Raw genomic sequence first — 17,942 nt, 5'->3', positions numbered from 1 at the left:
TTCACGCAATCTTGCGGACTCAAGTAGGATCATTCCAATGAGCAACATACTTGTCTGCGACGACGAACGTTCGATCTGCGAAATGCTGGAGATCGCCCTCCGCAAGGAAGGTCACAAGGTGGAAACCGTGACCAGCGGCGAAGCGGCCAAGCGTAAACTCGACTCCGCTCTCTTCGACGTCGTCGTCACCGATATCCGCATGCCGCAAACCAACGGCATCGAAGTCCTACGCCACGCCCACCAGATTTCGCCCGACACCGCCGTGGTGCTCATCACCGCCGTTGATGACATCGAGGCCGCCGTCGCCGCCGTGAAGGCCGGAGGCGCTGCCGACTACATTCGCAAGAGCCCATCGCTCATTGACGATATTCGTGTGGCGATCGGCAACGCCGTTGAGCGCGGATCCCTGAAGCGCCAGAACCTCGCGTACAAGCGCGACGCCGCGGGCCGCAATTCGCTCGACAACATCGTGGGCACCAGCCCCGCGATGGGCAAGCTCAAGAACACCATCCGCATGGTCGCATCTACTGGATCAACGGTGCTCATCCACGGCGAGAGCGGCACCGGCAAAGAGCTCGTTGCACGCGCAGTGCATACGTGTTCGCCGCGCGCGGGCGAACCGTTCACCTCGATCAACTGCGGCGCGTTTCCAGAAACGCTGCTCGAAAGCGAACTCTTCGGCTACGTCAAGGGCGCGTTCACCGGCGCGGTGCAGAACAAGCGCGGCCTCTTCGAAGTCTCTACCGGCGGCACGATTTTCCTCGATGAAATCAGCGAGATGACGCTCACCATGCAGGTGAAACTGCTACGCGTGTTGCAGGAGCGCTGCATTCGTCCGGTTGGCGGCACCAGCGAGATTCCAGTGGATGTGCGCGTGATCGCCGCGACGAACAAGAACCTCGACGCACAGGTTGCCGACGGCGTGTTTCGCGAAGATCTCTACTACAGACTCAGCGTGATTCCAGTGCAGGTGCCACCGCTGCGGGAACGGGTGGATGATATTGAATTGCTCGCGAACCATTTCCTCAAGAAATACGCGCCGGCCGCGGGCAAAAGCATTCGCGCCATCCGTGTGGAATCGCTCGGCGATTTGCGCGAGTACGATTGGCCGGGCAATGTGCGGCAACTTGAGAACACCATCGAGCGCGCGGTTGCGCTGGAGATGAGCGACGTACTACACGTCGAAATTCCCACGGAGCGGCAGAAGAACAAACCTGCAGCAGCCGCTGCTGTCGCGGGTTTCAGCGGCAACGGGCAGGTTGCGATCAACGCCGATGGAATCGATATGGAAGCGTACGTTGCGAACATCGAGCGCTCGCTCTTGCAGCAGGCGCTGAAGCAGGCGAATGGTGTGCAGACGAAAGCCGCTGATTTGCTCAAGCTTTCGTATCGCTCGTTCCGGCATTTGATGAAAAAGTACGAGCTCTAGCGGACTCTGCATACGAAGTTACCGGGAAGAAACCAGGAAAACTCCCCGTAAAACCCGAAGTTAGAAGTTGGTTAACAACTTTTTTTAAGTGCTTATTTGGCGGGTATTTACAAATACCCGGTCCGGACGCGGTTGAAAAGTCGCCGATTTTGCACCGTGATTTTTTTCCCAGAACCCCATAAAAAGTGATCCTGAGCGCGGAAATTCTTCTAATTTGCGAATTGCGCGCAAATCTACCGCAAAGGTGGTACAGGGAAATTGGAAGATTTTGTTTAGCAGAAAGTAAATAGCGTCCGGCATCCGCGAAATCTTCGCGCACCGAACCCACACTTCTGTGCTGACTGCCAACTTTTACGCGCATTGTGGGCGATCCATTCCACTTGGTCATTGACTCGTTTCGCGAGCAAACGTAGGATGCCGCCAAACTTGTCCTCGTTCTATTGCTCGATTTGCTGACTGCGGAAGCCATCCTGCGCCCGTGGTTTTCTTCTGTCGGCGAGAACTGAGGGTACCGTGAAGAACTCTCGCATTCGTTTGCTTGCCGTTCCTCTCCTGCTTGCCAGCGTTCTTCTTTTCGTTCCGCCAATCGCGATAGCCGGCACCTCGACCACCACGACGCTGACGATCACCAGTGGTGGCTCTTCTGTATCGAGTGTTACGCCGGGCACTGTTGTCGCACTCAATGCGCTGGTCAAAGCGGGTTCTACCGCGGTGCTCCCGGGCACCGTGCGGTTCTGTGATACCTCGGTGAATTCTCATTGTCTGGACGGTGCTTTGCTCGGCACGGCACAATTACTCTCCGACGGTTCTGCGAGCATCAAGCTACGCCTCGGTGTAGCGACACACTCCATTCAGGCGAAGTTTGACGGGACCCTTACCTACTCCGCCTCCGCCTCGAGTACTTCCTCCCTCACCGTCTCGGGTGGAAAATCTCCAACCCTCACCACGTTATCCTGGGTTAGTGGCTCAACGTCGGTATCCGCGACGGTCGCAGGTTTTCCGCCATCCACTGTTACCACCTCTCCCAGCGGAACCGTCACGCTCCTCGACACGAGCCATGGCAATGCGGTTGTCGGAACAGGATCTCTCACTGCCGGCAGCCTCGGAGATGGGACTGTCAGTTTCTTTCCATCGCAAACTCTATTCGATGATCACGACGGCAATAATCCGCGAGAGACGCTGTTCACCGATCTCAACGGCGACGGGATACCCGATCTGATCTTGGTGAATTCTGCGTATAACGTCACAGGCCATCTCTCGATCTGGCTCGGAAATGGAGATGGAACCTTTCAACCTCCGCTGGCTTCCTATGCTATTGACAAGGATGCCCAGGGACTTCTGGTAGCGGATTTCAATAACGATGGCATCCCCGATGTCGCCGTTGGCTCTGACGGTGGGACTCTTATCTGGATATTCCCTGGAAATGGCGACGGCACGCTGAACGCGCCAGTCTACGTGGAAGTGGAACACCATGGAGACGACGGCGACCCCCATCCACTTCGGCTCGTGGCCGGCGACTTCAATCATGATGGCAACCTTGATATCGCCGCCGCCACCTCAGGCAATCTCGCGAACTCCATCATGGTCGTCCTCATTGGCAATGGCGACGGCACCTTCCATACCCCGGTCCGTTACAACTTCACCGGTTCCTGCAGCGGCGTCAGCGAACACTACCTGGTTGGCGGCGATCTCAACGGCGATGGCAACGTCGATTTGGTGATGAACGATGACGAGTGCTCAAACCTGATCTGGGTGTTCATCGGCAATGGCGACGGTACCTTCCAAACGCCCTACAGCGTAACCGTTACCACAGCCTCCGAAGTGGAATCACCAATCGTCGCCGGAGATTTCGACGGGGACGGTGTCCCGGATATTGCGGTTATCGGAGCCGACGAACAGGTTGTGCACGTACTGCTCAGCAAGGGAGATGGTACGTTCAAAACGCCGGCGAGCTACGGCATAGGTCAGGTAGGACTTAAGATTGCCACCACCGACTTCAATGGAGATCACATACCTGACCTGGTAATTCTAAATTCCTACGACTCCACCCTCTCGGTCCTGCTCGGGAAAGGCGACGGTACATTCCTTCCGCAAATCACGCTTCCTTCTTTGAACTATGGCCTCAATGTGGCAGACCTGAATGGCGACGGCAAGCCCGACATCGCCAGCACCTCTAACCCCGCGTCGAACACCCTGAAACCACTACCCCCGCAAGCAAGTATCATGCTGAATGCCTCGGACGCCGCCTCCGCGACCGTGAGCTTCGATGTCACCAGCCTCTTGGCATCCGGAGTCCACGTACTGCAGGCCTCGTACCCGGGAGATGCCAACTACTCCGCGGGTGTTTCTCGTCTGTTGCCTCTCGTGGGTATTGGCGCAACAACCTTAAACATGAGTCTTTATCCCGAACCCGTGCCTTACGGTGGCACAGTCACCCTCACAGCAACCCTAACGCCGAATTCCGGTACAGACGGCGAGATCATCTCATTCTTCACGAACGGAAGTCACTTGGGCACGGCAACGCTGAGCTCTGGCGTCGCCACCCTTTCCACCTCCACACTCGCGGCCGGTCTTAATTTGCTCACTGCCTCTTACGCGGGCAACGTGAACTACTCCAGTTCCGTCTCCGATCCCGTCGACGAGACGGTGCGCGGAATCGAGACGACACTGAGCTTAGGCGCCAGGCCCAACCCTGCGTCCTACGGGAGCCCTGTCTCCCTCAAGGCAACCCTCACCCCAAGCGCTGGCACGGATGGCGAACAGATCTCCTTCTACGAACAGGTTTCCCCCTCTTTCTCCGCGAGAATTTTCATTGGAACCGCCACGCTGGCTTCTGGTGTCGCCACCCTATCTACCTCCGCCCTCGGGGTCGGCGACCACTCGCTGTGGGCTGCTTACCCCGGCGATACCACCCACGACATCGAAAGCTCCAGTACTGTTTCGGAAACCGTGTTAGGGACTGCACCCGCCCTTACCCTCGGTGCTAATCCAAAACCGGTGGATCACGGTCATCTCGTGACCCTTACCGCAACCATCTCTCCAAGCTCCGGCACAGACGGAGAGAGAATTACATTTTTTAGCAACGGAAATATCCTCGGCAGCTCCGCGCTGAGTTCAGGAGTGGCGACCCTATCAACCGCTGCGCTCGTAGCCGGCACCGATTCGCTTACCGCTTCTTACCCCGGCGATGCTAATTACGGTAATCGAACCTCTAATACCGTTTCGGTCACCGTAAACCCGCCAGCCTCCACGACTACCGTGCTGCATGTTTCGCCGCCTCGGTTGAGCACGCCTGCAACCGTGGTTCTGAGTGCAACCGTCACGGCATCGAGTGCCCCGCTCTCTCCCGGACAAGTTAAGTTCTGCGACGCGTCGATCAATGCATCCTGTAGTGGGAACGCGTTTCTCGGGATCGCCCAGCTTCTGTCGAACGGCACGGCGCAATTGACCACGCGTCTCGGCTTTGGCGTTCACAACCTTCAAGCCGCTTTTGTTGGCCAGCGCAATTACGCCTCGTCTTCTTCGTCGGTGGTCGTGTTCCACCAAAGCTGGAAGACCGGGGCCGCTATGTTATGGATCACGGCCTCCACAGGTACACTTTCCGGAAGCTACGATCTTTCGGTGACGCTGGACGGCCTCATGAACTCGAGCACACCCGCGGCGCCCGCTGGCTCCGTCTCTTTCCTTGACGCAAGCAATAGCAACGCGGTGGTCGCGACCGGCTCTCTCGTCGCCGCTTCGGCGCCTGCACTCACCCTGAAGAATGTTTTCCAGCCCACCATCGGGACTAACCCCGACACCATGGCGTTTGGCGACTTCAACCACGACGGCATTCCTGATATGGCCATCAGTGGGTGGGACAACAACCTCTGGGTCCTCCTCGGCAATGGCGATGGAACCTTCACCGTGAAACCGAGCTTGCCACTCGTAACTCTTTCTGGCCCCGATTTCCGTAATCATCCACTCGTTGTTGCTGACTTGAACGGCGACGGAAACATCGATGTTGCTGTAACCAATCGCTACGGCAAACTTGCAGTCTTCCTCGGGAACGGTGATGGAACCTTTCAATCGCCACTGACCACCAATCTGCCTGGCGGGACGTCGCAGATGATTTCGGCCGATGTAAACGGCGATGGCAAACCCGATCTGGTGCTCATCGGCGGCGCTACGTCGCCGATCCTAATTCTATTGGGCAATGGCGATGGTACGTTCATCACCGGCAGTGCCCCAGTGGATGCAGGTCTCTGCGGGACGCCTTACCAGAATTCGATCGCCAGCAACGACTTCAATGAAGACGGTGTGCCTGATCTCGTCCTTGTTCCTGTAGCCAACCCATCTTCTCCGCAACCCGGCTGCGTCCTATTCGGAAATGGGGACGGCACTTACTCGCGGCCGCAGAGTCTCGCGGTGGGCAACGGTGCCGGATGGGTCGCCACCGCCGATCTCAATGGCGATGGCCATGCCGACCTCGTCGTCACGGATTCCATTGCGAACACCGTTTCCGTCTCCCTCGGAAATGGCGACGGTACCTTCCAGACGGCGGTGCCCTACGCCGTCGGCTTGAATCCTGAGCACGTCACGATCGCGGACTTGAACCAGGATGGGAAGCCCGACCTGATCGTGACCAATGACAACTACCACGGCACCGTTTCCATCCTTTTGGGAAATGGCAACGGCACGTTCCAGCCTCAACAAACCATTAATGCGGGGGGCAATTCCATCTTCACTGCGCTCACCGACATGAATGGTGACGGCAAGCCTGATATCGCAGTGGTGAATTACCAGGGCGCCGGGACAGGCCCTGAACGGCTCTCCGTCTTCTTGAACTATTGGGGGCGCAACGCCACTGCCACCGCAAACAACGTAATCGTCACGGGTACCGGAACACATCAGATCAAGGGGTATTTCCCGGGCGATACGAATTATCGGCAAGGAACGTCCGCTGGGGTCGGACTAACGGCGGTACCAGCGGCGCCTCAAAAATAAGTTGCGGGAAATGCGCTGAGACCGAGGGGCGGCCGCCCCCGCATTTCGAAATCGCGGTCATTCTTATGCGACGTAACTCATGCGCTGATGTCGCAGCGTCTGATGCTACGCGTCGGCGATTCTGGAGCCGGCTTCGTCGTGTTGCCACATCTCTTCTGGCTCGGTTTCAGGATCGGGATGGATCTGGGGATTCTGCATGATCAGGCGCGCGCAGGTGTTCCAGCGGAGAATGGCATCGTCGTTTCCAGATGGCGCAAGTTTCATGGCCTTCTCGTATTGGTCCATTGCTCCGCGCAGCGCGTGATAGGCGGATGGGCCGGAGGCATTACCGCCGTGATGAATGCGCGCATTGCCCAAACGTTCCCAGATGATGCCCTCGTAGTAGGCTTGCTCGTAACCGCCTTGAATTTGTGCGAGGACCTCGCGGGCGCGTTTCACGTTCGCGTGAGAATCGAATTGGTCGGTCCGCGCCAGGAGCAGAGAGATCAGGGCCTCCTGGTGGTCAGGCACGATGGCCAGGATGTCGAGGCAAATGCTTTCCGCCAGGCTGGGTTCATTCAACAGCCGGTAGCGCTCGACCTTTGCCAGAGCTTCAGGAATACCTTGCGCAGAAATGGGCTTCAATTCGAAATGCATGGGTGCCTCCTAGGTCTTCGAATTGCTGAACATGCGGAAAAGCTTCGACAGCGGATCGAAGAAGCGATCGACCACGCGTTCTTTGAGCGGGATGATCGCGTTGTCAGTGATGGTGATGTTTTCAGGACAAACTTTCGTACAGCACTTAGTGATGTTGCAGAGGCCCACGCCGAAGTCCTTGCGCAACAGTTCGGCGCGATCTCCTACATCTAAGGGATGCATTTCAAGTGCTGCGGTGTATACCAGGAATCGCGGCCCGATGAATTGGTCGTGCATGTGGTGGTCGCGCAGAACGTGGCAGACATCCTGGCAGAGAAAGCACTCGATACATTTTCGGAATTCCTGGACGCGGTCGACATCTTCGGGGGCGATGCGCCAGGTGCCATCGGGAGCGTCGGGCTTACGCGGCTGGAATTTCGGGATGCGCTTTTTGACCTCGTAATTCCAGGAAACGTCGGTGACGAGGTCCCTCATGTGCGGGAACGCCTTCATGGGTTCAACGGTTACGGGCTTATCGAGCGGGATCGTGTTCAGGCGCGTCATGCACATCAGCTTCGGCATGCCGTTGATCTCGGCCGAGCACGAGCCGCATTTACCAGCTTTGCAGTTCCAGCGTACCGCCATATCGCCGGCCTGCTCCGCTTGAATTTGATGCACGGCGTCGAGGACCACCATGCCTGCGGAGACTTCCGTCGTGTAATCCTGGAATTGGCCCTGGCCTTTTTCGCCGCGCCATATTCGAAAGGTAGCGGTCGCCATTACTTCATCTCCTCGATGATTTGTTTCAGTTCCTCGCGCATGGGCGGGATCGGCTCGCGCGTGAGTTGCATTTCTCCGCCGGCGCCCATTCGCACCACGATGTTGAACCCAGCGTATTCCTTTTCCTTCTCGGGGAAATCATCGCGGAAGTGCGCGCCGCGACTCTCTTTACGCTCCAGCGCGGACCGGGCGACCATTTCCGACACGGTCAACAGGTTCTGCAAATCGAGAGCGGTGTGCCAACCGGCGTTGTATTCGCGGTGACCGTCAACCCCGACACGTTGGCTGGCGGCTTTCAGCTCTCGAATGCGTTCGAGAGCTTGCTGCATCTCCGCTTCATGGCGCACGATTCCTACCAGGTCCTGCATCACGTCCTGCAAGGTATGTTGCACGGAGTAGGGGTTCTCGGAGGCTTTGCGTTCGAAGGCCGCGAGCGCCCATTTTTCCGTGGATGCGAGTTGCTCCGGACTGATTGCACCCAGCGAGTTCTGCTTCGAATAGGTTGCGGCGTGCTCGCCGGCGCGCTTGCCGAACACTAATAAATCGGAGAGCGAATTCCCGCCCAGCCGGTTGGCGCCATGCAAGCCGGCCGCACATTCGCCCGCCGCATACAGCCCGGGGACGTCTGACATTTGGGAATCGGCGTCCACCTTGACGCCACCCATCATGTAGTGCGTGGTGGGACCGACTTCCATGGGCTCCTGGGTAATGTCGATGTCGGCAAGCTGCTTGAACTGGTGATACATGCTGGGCAGCTTCTTCTTTATATGCTCCGGCGCGTGCGGGAGCTTCTCCTTGATCCACGCGATGTCGAGGAACACGCCACCGTGGGGGCTGCCTCTTCCCTCTCGAACTTCACGCCGGATACAGCGGGCCACGTGGTCACGGGTGAGCAGCTCGGGTGGACGCCGCGCATTCTTGTCGCCTTGCGTGTAGCGCCAGCCTTCTTCTGGGGTGTCGGCGGTTTGAGCGGCGTAGAGCGGCGGGATGTCTTTGAACATGAACCGTTCGCCGTCGCGATTGCGCAGCACTCCGCCCTCGCCGCGAACTCCTTCCGTGACGAGAATCCCGCGCACGCTGGGCGGCCAGATCATTCCCGTGGGATGGAATTGGACGAATTCCATGTCCATGAGCGATGCACCGGCATGGTAGGCGAGCGAATGTCCGTCGCCCGTATATTCCCAACTATTGCTGGTGATCTTGAAGGCGCGCCCGATTCCTCCCGTCGCCAGCACTACGGCCTTAGCGCGAAACAGGTGGAAGCGGCCGCGCTCGCGATCGTATCCAAACGCCCCGGCAATGCGTGCGCCGTCCTTCAGGAGCGTGACGACGGTGTGCTCCATGAAGACGTCAAGCCCGAGGTGGATTCCGTGGTCCTGAAGCGTGCGGATCATCTCGAGGCCGGTGCGGTCGCCGACATGGGCGAGCCGAGGATAGCGATGGCCTCCGAAGTTTCGCTGGAGGATGCGACCGTCGCTGGTGCGATCGAAGAGCGCGCCCCAGGCTTCTAGTTCCCGCACGCGCTCGGGAGCTTCCCTGGCGTGCAGTTCTGCCATGCGCCAATTGTTCAGATATTGGCCGCCGCGCATGGTGTCGGCAAAGTGAACGCGCCAACTGTCGCGGTCGTCTACGTTGCCCATCGCAGCAGCGACGCCGCCTTCGGCCATGACGGTGTGGGCCTTGCCGAGAAGCGATTTCGAAATGACCGCGACCTTTGCGCCCGCGGCTGATACTTCAACGGCGGCGCGCAGACCGGCGCCCCCGGCTCCGATGATCAGGACATCGTGCTCATGCGTGATGTACTCGCTCACTAGAGGATCCTCCAATCCGTCCAGATCCCCATGGAGCACATCCGGATATACAGATCGGAAAATCCGACCGTGAAGAGACTGCACCAGGCGAACAACATGTGTCTGCGATTCAGGCAGCTCACGCAGTCATAGGCGCGCTTGCGAACCGGCGCACCTGCCAGCCGATCGCGAAACCCACCGACGATGTGGCGCAAAGAATGACATCCGAAGGTGTAGGAGCTCAGCAGCACGAGGTTCGCGAGCAACACAAGTGTGCCCACGCCGATGCCGAAGTGGCCGTTGAACCAGAGCGCATCCCACACGTCGCGGGCGAGGATTACGAGAAAGATGAGAGCGAGATAAAGAAAATAGCGGTGGATATTCTGAATGATCAGCGGGAACGTTCGTTCGCCGAGATATGTCTTGCGCGGTTCACCCACAGTGCAGGAAGGCGGATCGGCCCAGAAAGACTTGTAATAGGCGCCGCGATAGTAATAGCAGGTGAAGCGAAATCCGCCGGGAGCCCACAGAATCAGCATGGCGCCGGTGACCCAGGCGGGTATCCAGGTTGGGCTCACTCCAAACCAAGCCTGGTGCTCGGGGCCGAACAAGATGGGCGAATAAAACGGCGATAGGTATGGCCCGTAGGTGAAATGGTTCCCTTGCAACGCGGCCCAAGTCGAGTAAACGATGAATGTCGACAACCCAAGAAAGACAACGAGTGGCTGGAACCACCAATTGTCGGCGCGCTGAGTTTGTCCAAAACCTCCGCGCACCAACGGCACGTCAATCTGAGACATCACGCCTCCCCACGCGTGCGTGCGACCCGGGCATCGGCCATCCACGACGAGCCTGGTCGCGTTGCATTTGAGCGGTAGCCATAATACAGGGAAACTCCCGCGCAATCGAACTTCAGGAGGAGTGGGCTATGGTACAGTTTTCGCGACCACCGGTCTGAAGGCTGGAGGTCGGGCTGGGTGGAATGATGAGCACTGGACGTGAGATTCGCAGTTACGACTATGTGAACCGTCCCTACGCGAGCGTACGCGATGCCTTGAGGGCGAACGCGCTAGCGATTTTTCAGTCGGCCACGAAAGCAGCGGCTTCCCGCGCGCAGTCAGTGGCGGCTGAACTGCACGTCGATTTTGGCGGTATTGGCGTAAAGACCGACATCCATATTTCCGTCAAAGAGATCCAGGAAGAAGCCGGGGACGCCAACTCAACGCCCAGCGTGCGATTGCTGCTCGAATGGGAAGCGGCAAGCATGCCGGGACTATTTCCGCTGATGAACGGCACCCTTTCCGCATACCCGCTGACTGCGACAGAAACGCAGCTGGATTTTTTCGGAGTTTACGAGCCCCCGTTCGGCGCCGTGGGCAAGACCATGAACGCGATCGTCGGATACCGCATCGCGGAGGTGTCAGTGCATCGCTTCGTAAGCGACGTGGCTGGATATCTGCGGCAAGGCCTTGCCTAGATAATCTTATCGGCGAGCGATATGGCACGGGCATCCATCAGCGGGTGTATTATTGCTGCCTTCCATCGATTGCCTGCGCAGGCAACCCAGATTCCGGAGTGAGGTGCAATATGTCAGTCGTGTCGGCCGTAGAACTGAACAGCAACGTCAGCCAATTCATCACAAAGCCGCGAAAGATGCTGATCGGCGGGAACTGGATCGATAGTGCGTCGGGTAAATTCTTTGAGACCCTGAATCCGGCGACTGGCGAAGTACTGGCGCGAGTTGCCGAAGGCGATCGTGCCGACATTGATCTCGCCGTCGCCGCGGCGCGGAAGGCATTTGAGAGCGGACCGTGGTCGAAAATGTCGCCGTCGCAACGGGGACGTCTTTTGTGGAAACTCGCGGACCTGCTCGAGCAGCACCTGGAAGAGTTCGCCGAGTTGGAATCGCTCGACAATGGGAAGCCGCTGTCGGTGGCGCGGGTGGCCGACGTTCCGCTCGCGGTAGACCTTTTCCGTTACATGGCTGGCTGGGCGACGAAGGTGGAAGGCAACACGATTCCGCTGGGCCCGCAGTTCCATGCTTATACCTATCGCGAACCGGTGGGCGTAATCGGCCAGATCATTCCCTGGAACTTTCCGCTGCTGATGGCCGCGTGGAAACTGGGTCCGGCGCTGGCGGTTGGGTGCACGGTGGTGTTGAAGCCGGCGGAACAGACACCTCTCTCCGCGCTGCGCCTGGGCGAACTGATCATGGAAGCAGGCTTCCCCGATGGCGTGGTGAACGTTGTGCCGGGCTTCGGCGAAACTGCCGGCGCTGCGCTGGCCGCCCATCCGGACGTCGACAAGATTGCGTTCACCGGATCGACAGAAGTCGGCAAATTGATTGTGCAGGCTGCCGCAGGCAACCTGAAAAAAGTCTCTCTCGAACTGGGCGGCAAGTCGCCGAATATCGTGCTCGCTGATGCGGACCTGGACATTGCGATATCAGGCAGCGCGAACGCGATCTTTTTCAATCACGGCCAGTGCTGCTGCGCGGGCTCACGGCTGTTCGTACACAAGAGCCAGTTCGACAAAGTGGTGGAGGGTGTGGCCGAAGCCGCAAAGAACATTCGCTTGGGATCTGGGCTTGATCCGGCAACCAACATGGGTCCGCTGGTTTCGCAGGAGCAACTCGATCGCGTGTGCGGGTATCTCGAATCTGGGGTGCAACAAGGAGCAAAACCCCTGGTTGGCGGGAAGAAACAGACGGGGCCGGGCTACTTCGTGGAGCCAACGGTGCTGGTGGATGTGAAGCCGACGATGAAAGTCGTTTGCGAAGAGATCTTCGGACCCGTGGTCACGGCGATCCCGTTCAACAGCGTGGACGAGGTGTTGAACTCAGCCAATGCGTCGAGCTACGGTCTCGCGGCAGCGGTGTGGACGCGCGACATTAACAAGGCGCATTCACTGGCGGCAAAGCTGCGCGCCGGCACAGTGTGGGTGAATTGTTACAACGTGTTCGACGCCGCGCTGCCGTTTGGGGGTTATAAGCAATCGGGCTGGGGACGCGAGATGGGGCACGACGCACTCGAGCTCTACACCGAGACCAAAGCGGTCTGTGTGCGCCTGGAAAACTAAACGCTGAATATCAAGATGCCGCCGGCTCTTCTCGCGAAGGCCGGCGGTTCGCTTTTGCGCGTTCGTCCCAAGTCATTCAGGCAGATCGACACGAACGAACCACTCGGCACTGCGAGAACTGCCAGTTCCCACGGCACACATTGTTCTTTAGCCTCCGCAACAACGGTGGGGAAGGCACGCTCGCGATCCATCGCCTCAGATGCTCGTCTTTGTAATGCACGCCAGAAATCATCGCTTCCTTTGTTGATGCGATCTCAAACGCCTCACGTAGTGAGAGGAGAGTCCTATGGCAACATCCGCCACGCCCAAAACCGATGCCTCGAAAGCCCACACTCCGGAAGCCCCAACTAAGGGCGATTGGACCCAGCCGCAAGCAATGGCGCTCCCGAAGGAGGGGTACTTCAAGGTCGAACAAGGAAGATACGGGCCAATATTCCCGCAGACTCCATCGTGTTACGGCTTTTCGGTGGTTGCCAAGGTGAAACCCGGCAGAGAGCAGGCGATTCGCGACTACGGGCACAGTATTGAAGCGGCGGTTAAGGGAGATCCAAGCGTACTGGCTCCGTTGAAGCTCCACTACCTGCGCTGGGTTTTGTTTGACGTTGGATCGGGGCTGCACTTCATGTACCAAGGCATCTTCGATACGGATTTCGACAAGTATATCGAAGACGCAGTCGCTCTCTTCGTGAAGACGGGGATCACGACGGTTTTCGTAAATCTTGAGGGGTGGCCAGAGGACTGGAAGACGAATGTGAACGCAGTCATCAACTTCTTCCGTGAACACCAATGCCCCAGCTTCCTGGAGTATGGCGAGTATCCATACGTTAGTTCTGACGAGATCAAGAAGGCGCTGAAACTCAAGGCAGCATTTACAGGCATGCTCGACCTGATGCAATAGCGGAGTGTGGTCAGTTCGAACCAGGAGAACCCGTTGAGTGCAGATCCTGCTCGTCTCGATTTCGAAGACATCCAGCATTTCCTTATTGCGCGGCCACCGGCGCTGGCAGCTCGCTACGAATTCCTGACATTTCGGAAAGGCGCGGCGGGACGTGCGTGGCTGGCGGGATTGCTGGATAAGGTAGGAACTGCTGCAGCGGTGGCGGCCCACACCACCCTTGATGCGCGATGGGTGAGTATCGGGTTTACGTGGAACGGATTGCGCGCACTTGGATTATCGGAAGATTCTTTAGGCACTTTTCCGGAAGAGTTTCGCCAGGGAATGGCAGGACGGGCGCAAGTTCTCGGTACAACCGGTGCGAACCACCCAGACCACTGGGTTGGAGGACTGGCAAGCGGAGAATTACATGCCATCATCGTGCTGTTTGCGCGTGACGTTGCGGAGCGAGAGCGCTGTCGGGCGGAGCACGCGCGATATCTTGCGCAATGCGACGGAGTGGAACTTCTATCGTCATTGGATCTGGAAGCGATTCCGCCGTTTGATCATGCTCACGAACACTTTGGCTATCGTGATCGACTCTCGCAACCAGTGATTGAGGGAACAGGAGTGGTGCCTACTCCTGGGTCGGGCCAGCCTCTGAAAGCAGGCGAGTTCTTCCTGGGTTATCCCGATGAAGACGGTCCCGCCGTCGGAATGCCGCAGCCTGAAGTTCTTTCTCGGAATGGTAGTTATGCCGCCTATCTCAGGATGGAAGAGCATGTGGGTGCATTTCGCGATTTCCTCAAGCAGCATGGTGAGACACCCGAACAACAGGAACTGGTAGCCGCCAAGCTCATGGGACGGTGGCGAAGCGGCGCTCCGCTGGTCGTGACACCGGACAAAGACGATCCCGTCCTTGGCGCTGATTTGCAGCGGAGTAATGATTTTGCCTATGCGACCCAGGATCCCCACGGCTATGGCTGTCCGCTTGGTTCTCACATTCGCCGCATGAACCCGCGTGATACCGCGGTGAATATGAACCGTCGGAAGATGATCCGGCGCGGGGGAACGTATGGTCCTCCCCTGCCAGAGGGTGCAGCGGACGACGGAGTTGAGCGAGGGATCGCGGCGTTCGTTGGTTGCGCGAGCCTGGTCCGCCAATTTGAATTTGCGATGAACGTGTGGGCGAACGATCCAACCTTCCACGAGCTAGGCAATGAGCGCGATCCGTTTTTAGGCACTCAGGACGGGACGTTTGACATGACGATACCCAAGCGCCCGATCCGAAAAAAGATCAAAGGTCTGCCGGCCTTCACGACGATACGCGGAGGGGCCTACTTCTTCCTGCCTGGGATCAAGGCACTCCGATATCTGACATCCCTGAACGATAGCCAATGACTGCAACTTAGGAAGGTAGAGACTTATGAGCCCCGTACTTCAGCCGCCAAGGACTTACAACCAGAATCATGCTCCTCGCAAGTACACGGGCAAAAGAAGAGTCTCTATCTACTGGACCTGGAGCTATCCCTGGGAAACGAACAGGAATCCTGCTGAGCTAGACAACCGGTTCTCGACCATGACCGAGGTGCGCAGAGTAGCGTGGCCTGCGTATGAGGGAACGGATTGGGATGAGATGCATTTCCTGCAAGGCATTGCGGGAACGCTGGAATTGTTCCACCGTTCAACCCTCTCGTTTCAGAGCGTCGTAGGAGAAGTGACCGAGCATCCGGTGGCAGTATTTCAGCGAATCGACCAGGCGGGGTACAAGCTTCCGATCGACGAACGTATTCTGGCGGACACCGATACATTGATGGTGTTTGGCCTCGACCACCTGGTTTCGGAGCAGGAAGCAGCCCCCGAGGAAATCGCGGCGCTGCGCGAGTGGCTGAAGCGAGAAGGAACGTGCTTGATGATCGGCCCCCACCATGATGTGGGATTTGCCGAAGACCCGAACCAGCGGCAGATGGAATATCTTCACCACGGGGATGCGCTTGTTCCTCGCCAGCAACGTTTCGGCCAGTACACGCGTTCGCTGATGAAGGCACTGGGAGTGCCGGTCATCAATCAATTTGGATTGCGTCCGGCGGTGGTGAAGGGCACGCGACAAATCGCACCGCTCACGATCAATCGAGATTTAGACAAACATAATCTGCTGAAGGGTGTCACAACTTTCAACTTTCATCCTCACCTCCCGCACTACGCACTGACCAGCGACTACGCCGCGCCGATCCACGTGCTGACGCGCCAAGCAATCGATCTCGAGCGACCGCATCCTTTCACTGCGGCGGGCAACACGGAGTTCAACTCTTTCCTATGGATGCCTCCGAATGGGGAGCGCGCGGGAAACATTCTGCTGGCGGACTCCACGATCTTCACAACGCTCTTTGGTGGGGTGGATTCACTGCTGACCTTCTGGAAGAACCTGGCCACGATGCCAATGGCGAGCCGGGCAGACGGAAATAAAACGCACGCTATTGCTTAGTCGCGGCGGCAAAGCGAACTAGTACAAAGAAGGTAATGTGGAGCTACTGAGCAAAGCGATACCCGCTGTAATGCTCACCTTTGTTGTTTCCAGCATGCTTGCGGTGGGTGTGAGCCTGACCGTCTCGCAGATTGTCGCTCCATTGCGCAATGCAAGATTGGTGTGCCTCTCGTTGCTCGCGAATTTTGTGTTGGTGCCATTAGCGGCGGTGGCCATCGCAAAACTGCTGGCGCTTGATCAGCCACTCGCTGTCGGGTTGGTTCTGTTGGGAGCAGCGGCCGGCGCCCCATTCTTGCCAAAGCTGGCGGGCATCGCGAAGGGGGACCTCGCCTTTTCAGTTGGGCTCATGGTGCTTCTTATGGTCTTGACCGTGGCGTACCTGCCGCTGGTTTTGCCGATGCTGCTGAAAGGTGTTTCGGTCGATCCCATGAAAATCGCGCGCTCGCTCTTTCTCCTGATGTTGCTGCCGCTGGGAGTTGGGCTGGCGGTGAAGTCCCGTCTTGAAGGCATCGCGGATCGCGTGCGTGGTCCGCTTAACCTTACTTCCAGCGTGACCCTGAGTTTGCTCATCATCCTGCTTTTGATCACGAACATGAAGAATGTGATCTCGTTGTTCGGTACGCGCGGCATTCTCGCCAGCATTCTCTTTGTTGCCGGTGGGGCGGCGATCGGGTGGCTGCTCGGGGGCCCGGGCGAGGGGACGAAGGGCGTGCTGTCATTGGGAACCGGCCAACGCAATATTGCAGCGGCCCTGGTGGTTGGCGGCAGTAACTTCGACGATGAAAGAGTGGTCGTGATGGTGGTGGTAGTTGCGATTGTCGGGCTACTGATTCTGATACCACTGACGCGAGTGCTGGGAAGCCGGAACGCGGAGCCGCGAGCGTCGAAGGCCGCAGCTTCGTAGTGCAACCGGCGACTGGAAGAACAGAGATAGTGAAACGTGACCCATCAGCCTTGATCTTGCGGATCTTTGCCGTCGTTCTTCTCGGCGCGTTCTCAACCTTCCTTGATTGCAATCGCGTGCAGGCGCAGGTGAGAGGTGTCTACCCTGTCGGGATGAACGCTACGAACTCTGGAGTGACGCCGGAAGCCGGCCTTACCTACTCGAATCTGTTTGTCTTCTTCTCGCGCGACGAGGAGAAGGATGCTGGTGGCAATGTCGTGGCCACCGGGCAGAATTCCATATTGATGGACCTGAATACGTTTGTCTGGGTCAGCAAGAAGGAAATAGGTCCGTTGGGTGGAGCGATTTTCTCCGCGTCCGCAACGCTTCCCTTCGCGAACAACTCTCTCACTTCCGATATCAACGGGTCCATCAGCGGGGGCGGCGGATTTGCCGACAGCTACTATCAACCGCTCATCCTCAGTTGGCGCAAGCATCGCGCTGATTTCAAGGTGATCTATGGGTTCCTGGCGCCGACGGGAAGATTTAGTGCAGGCACCAATACGAACGTTGGCTCTGGTTATTGGACCTCCGTGGCTGCGGGAGGACAGACGATCTACCTGACTGAAGACAGATCTACCGCGCTCTCTGCGTTTGAAATGTATGAATTTCATGGCACGCAGGAGGGTACAAGTGTCCATCCTGGGCAGACGCTCAATCTCGACTACTCGCTGGCCCACACTTTCCGGTTGCAAGAGAAGCTGCGGCTTCAGCTTGCGGTCGCTGGCTATGGACAGTGGCAAACTACCGACAAGAACGGGCCGGCCATCACCTCGCAGCAGGCGGCGCTGCGCTACAAAGTGAATGCCCTGGGACCGGCAGCCAACGTAATCCTGCCTGACCGGAAAGTGAGCGTCGGCCTCAAGTATTTTCGCGAATTCAGCTGCGAGTCTACTTACCAGGGATACACGCTGCAGATTTCCGGGGCGATAACGTTTTAGGAGCGACCTGTTTGCGGTTTT

At 57.9% G+C, this 17,942-nt stretch carries 13 protein-coding genes; 9 read left to right on the top strand and 4 right to left on the bottom strand.

The window, feature by feature from the left end:
* Positions 1 to 37: 37 nt before the first annotated feature.
* Together ACID345_RS07145 and ACID345_RS07140 are read left to right on the top strand one after the other, a co-directional pair.
* Complete coding sequence (locus ACID345_RS07145) at positions 38 to 1,429, top strand: sigma-54-dependent transcriptional regulator (RefSeq protein WP_011522192.1); 1,392 nt, start codon at positions 38 to 40, stop codon at positions 1,427 to 1,429.
* 513 nt (positions 1,430 to 1,942) lie between these two features.
* Positions 1,943 to 6,415 (top strand): FG-GAP-like repeat-containing protein, encoded by a 4,473-nt coding sequence (locus ACID345_RS07140; RefSeq protein ID WP_011522191.1) that lies wholly within the window; start codon positions 1,943 to 1,945, stop codon positions 6,413 to 6,415.
* A gap of 105 nt (positions 6,416 to 6,520) precedes the next feature.
* On the opposite strand, the gene ACID345_RS07135 is transcribed toward ACID345_RS07140, so the two are convergent.
* Genes ACID345_RS07135 through ACID345_RS07120 form a run of 4 tightly spaced genes read right to left on the bottom strand, consistent with a single transcriptional unit; the run spans position 6,521 to position 10,400 of the window.
* The gene (locus ACID345_RS07135; RefSeq protein WP_011522190.1) at positions 6,521 to 7,051 is read right to left on the bottom strand and encodes a hypothetical protein; all 531 of its coding nucleotides are present in this window, start codon (positions 7,049 to 7,051) and stop codon (positions 6,521 to 6,523) included.
* A gap of 9 nt (positions 7,052 to 7,060) precedes the next feature.
* The gene (locus tag ACID345_RS07130; protein WP_011522189.1) at positions 7,061 to 7,810 is read right to left on the bottom strand and encodes a succinate dehydrogenase/fumarate reductase iron-sulfur subunit; all 750 of its coding nucleotides are present in this window, start codon (positions 7,808 to 7,810) and stop codon (positions 7,061 to 7,063) included.
* A complete protein-coding gene (locus ACID345_RS07125; RefSeq protein WP_041855523.1) occupies positions 7,810 to 9,621 on the bottom strand; it encodes a fumarate reductase/succinate dehydrogenase flavoprotein subunit in 1,812 nt (603 codons plus the stop codon). The genes ACID345_RS07130 and ACID345_RS07125 overlap by 1 nt, the downstream gene beginning before the upstream one ends.
* On the bottom strand, positions 9,621 to 10,400 hold the full coding sequence (locus tag ACID345_RS07120; protein ID WP_011522187.1) for a hypothetical protein: 780 nt from the start codon (positions 10,398 to 10,400) through the stop codon (positions 9,621 to 9,623). The genes ACID345_RS07125 and ACID345_RS07120 overlap by 1 nt, the downstream gene beginning before the upstream one ends.
* Positions 10,401 to 10,582: 182 nt before the next feature.
* On the opposite strand from ACID345_RS07120, the gene ACID345_RS07115 reads away from it, so the two are divergent.
* The 7 genes from ACID345_RS07115 to ACID345_RS07080 all read left to right on the top strand — a co-directional run bounded on the left by ACID345_RS07115 (position 10,583) and on the right by ACID345_RS07080 (position 17,921).
* Positions 10,583 to 11,077: a hypothetical protein gene (locus tag ACID345_RS07115; protein ID WP_041855522.1), complete on the top strand. Its 495-nt coding sequence runs from the start codon at positions 10,583 to 10,585 to the stop codon at positions 11,075 to 11,077.
* Between the two features lie 110 nt (positions 11,078 to 11,187).
* Entirely contained in the window at positions 11,188 to 12,678 is a 1,491-nt protein-coding gene (locus tag ACID345_RS07110; RefSeq protein ID WP_011522185.1) for an aldehyde dehydrogenase family protein, read from the top strand.
* Positions 12,679 to 12,964: 286 nt separating this feature from the next.
* Positions 12,965 to 13,576, top strand: coding sequence for a hypothetical protein (locus ACID345_RS07100; protein ID WP_011522184.1), 612 nt, complete (start codon positions 12,965 to 12,967; stop codon positions 13,574 to 13,576).
* Between the two features lie 33 nt (positions 13,577 to 13,609).
* A complete protein-coding gene (locus ACID345_RS07095) occupies positions 13,610 to 14,953 on the top strand; it encodes a Dyp-type peroxidase (protein ID WP_011522183.1) in 1,344 nt (447 codons plus the stop codon).
* Between the two features lie 25 nt (positions 14,954 to 14,978).
* On the top strand, positions 14,979 to 16,037 hold the full coding sequence (locus ACID345_RS07090) for a hypothetical protein (protein ID WP_011522182.1): 1,059 nt from the start codon (positions 14,979 to 14,981) through the stop codon (positions 16,035 to 16,037).
* Between the two features lie 37 nt (positions 16,038 to 16,074).
* Positions 16,075 to 16,941 (top strand): bile acid:sodium symporter family protein, encoded by an 867-nt coding sequence (locus tag ACID345_RS07085; RefSeq protein ID WP_228370747.1) that lies wholly within the window; start codon positions 16,075 to 16,077, stop codon positions 16,939 to 16,941.
* Between the two features lie 29 nt (positions 16,942 to 16,970).
* Positions 16,971 to 17,921, top strand: a complete 951-nt coding sequence (locus tag ACID345_RS07080) for a SphA family protein (protein ID WP_228370746.1) — start codon at positions 16,971 to 16,973, stop codon at positions 17,919 to 17,921.
* Positions 17,922 to 17,942 lie beyond the last annotated feature (21 nt).

The organism is Candidatus Koribacter versatilis Ellin345 (assembly GCF_000014005.1).
Lineage (GTDB): Bacteria > Acidobacteriota > Terriglobia > Terriglobales > Acidobacteriaceae > Korobacter > Korobacter versatilis_A.
Note: the sequence above shows the minus strand (reverse complement) of the source record. Positions and strands in the feature narration are given on the sequence as shown.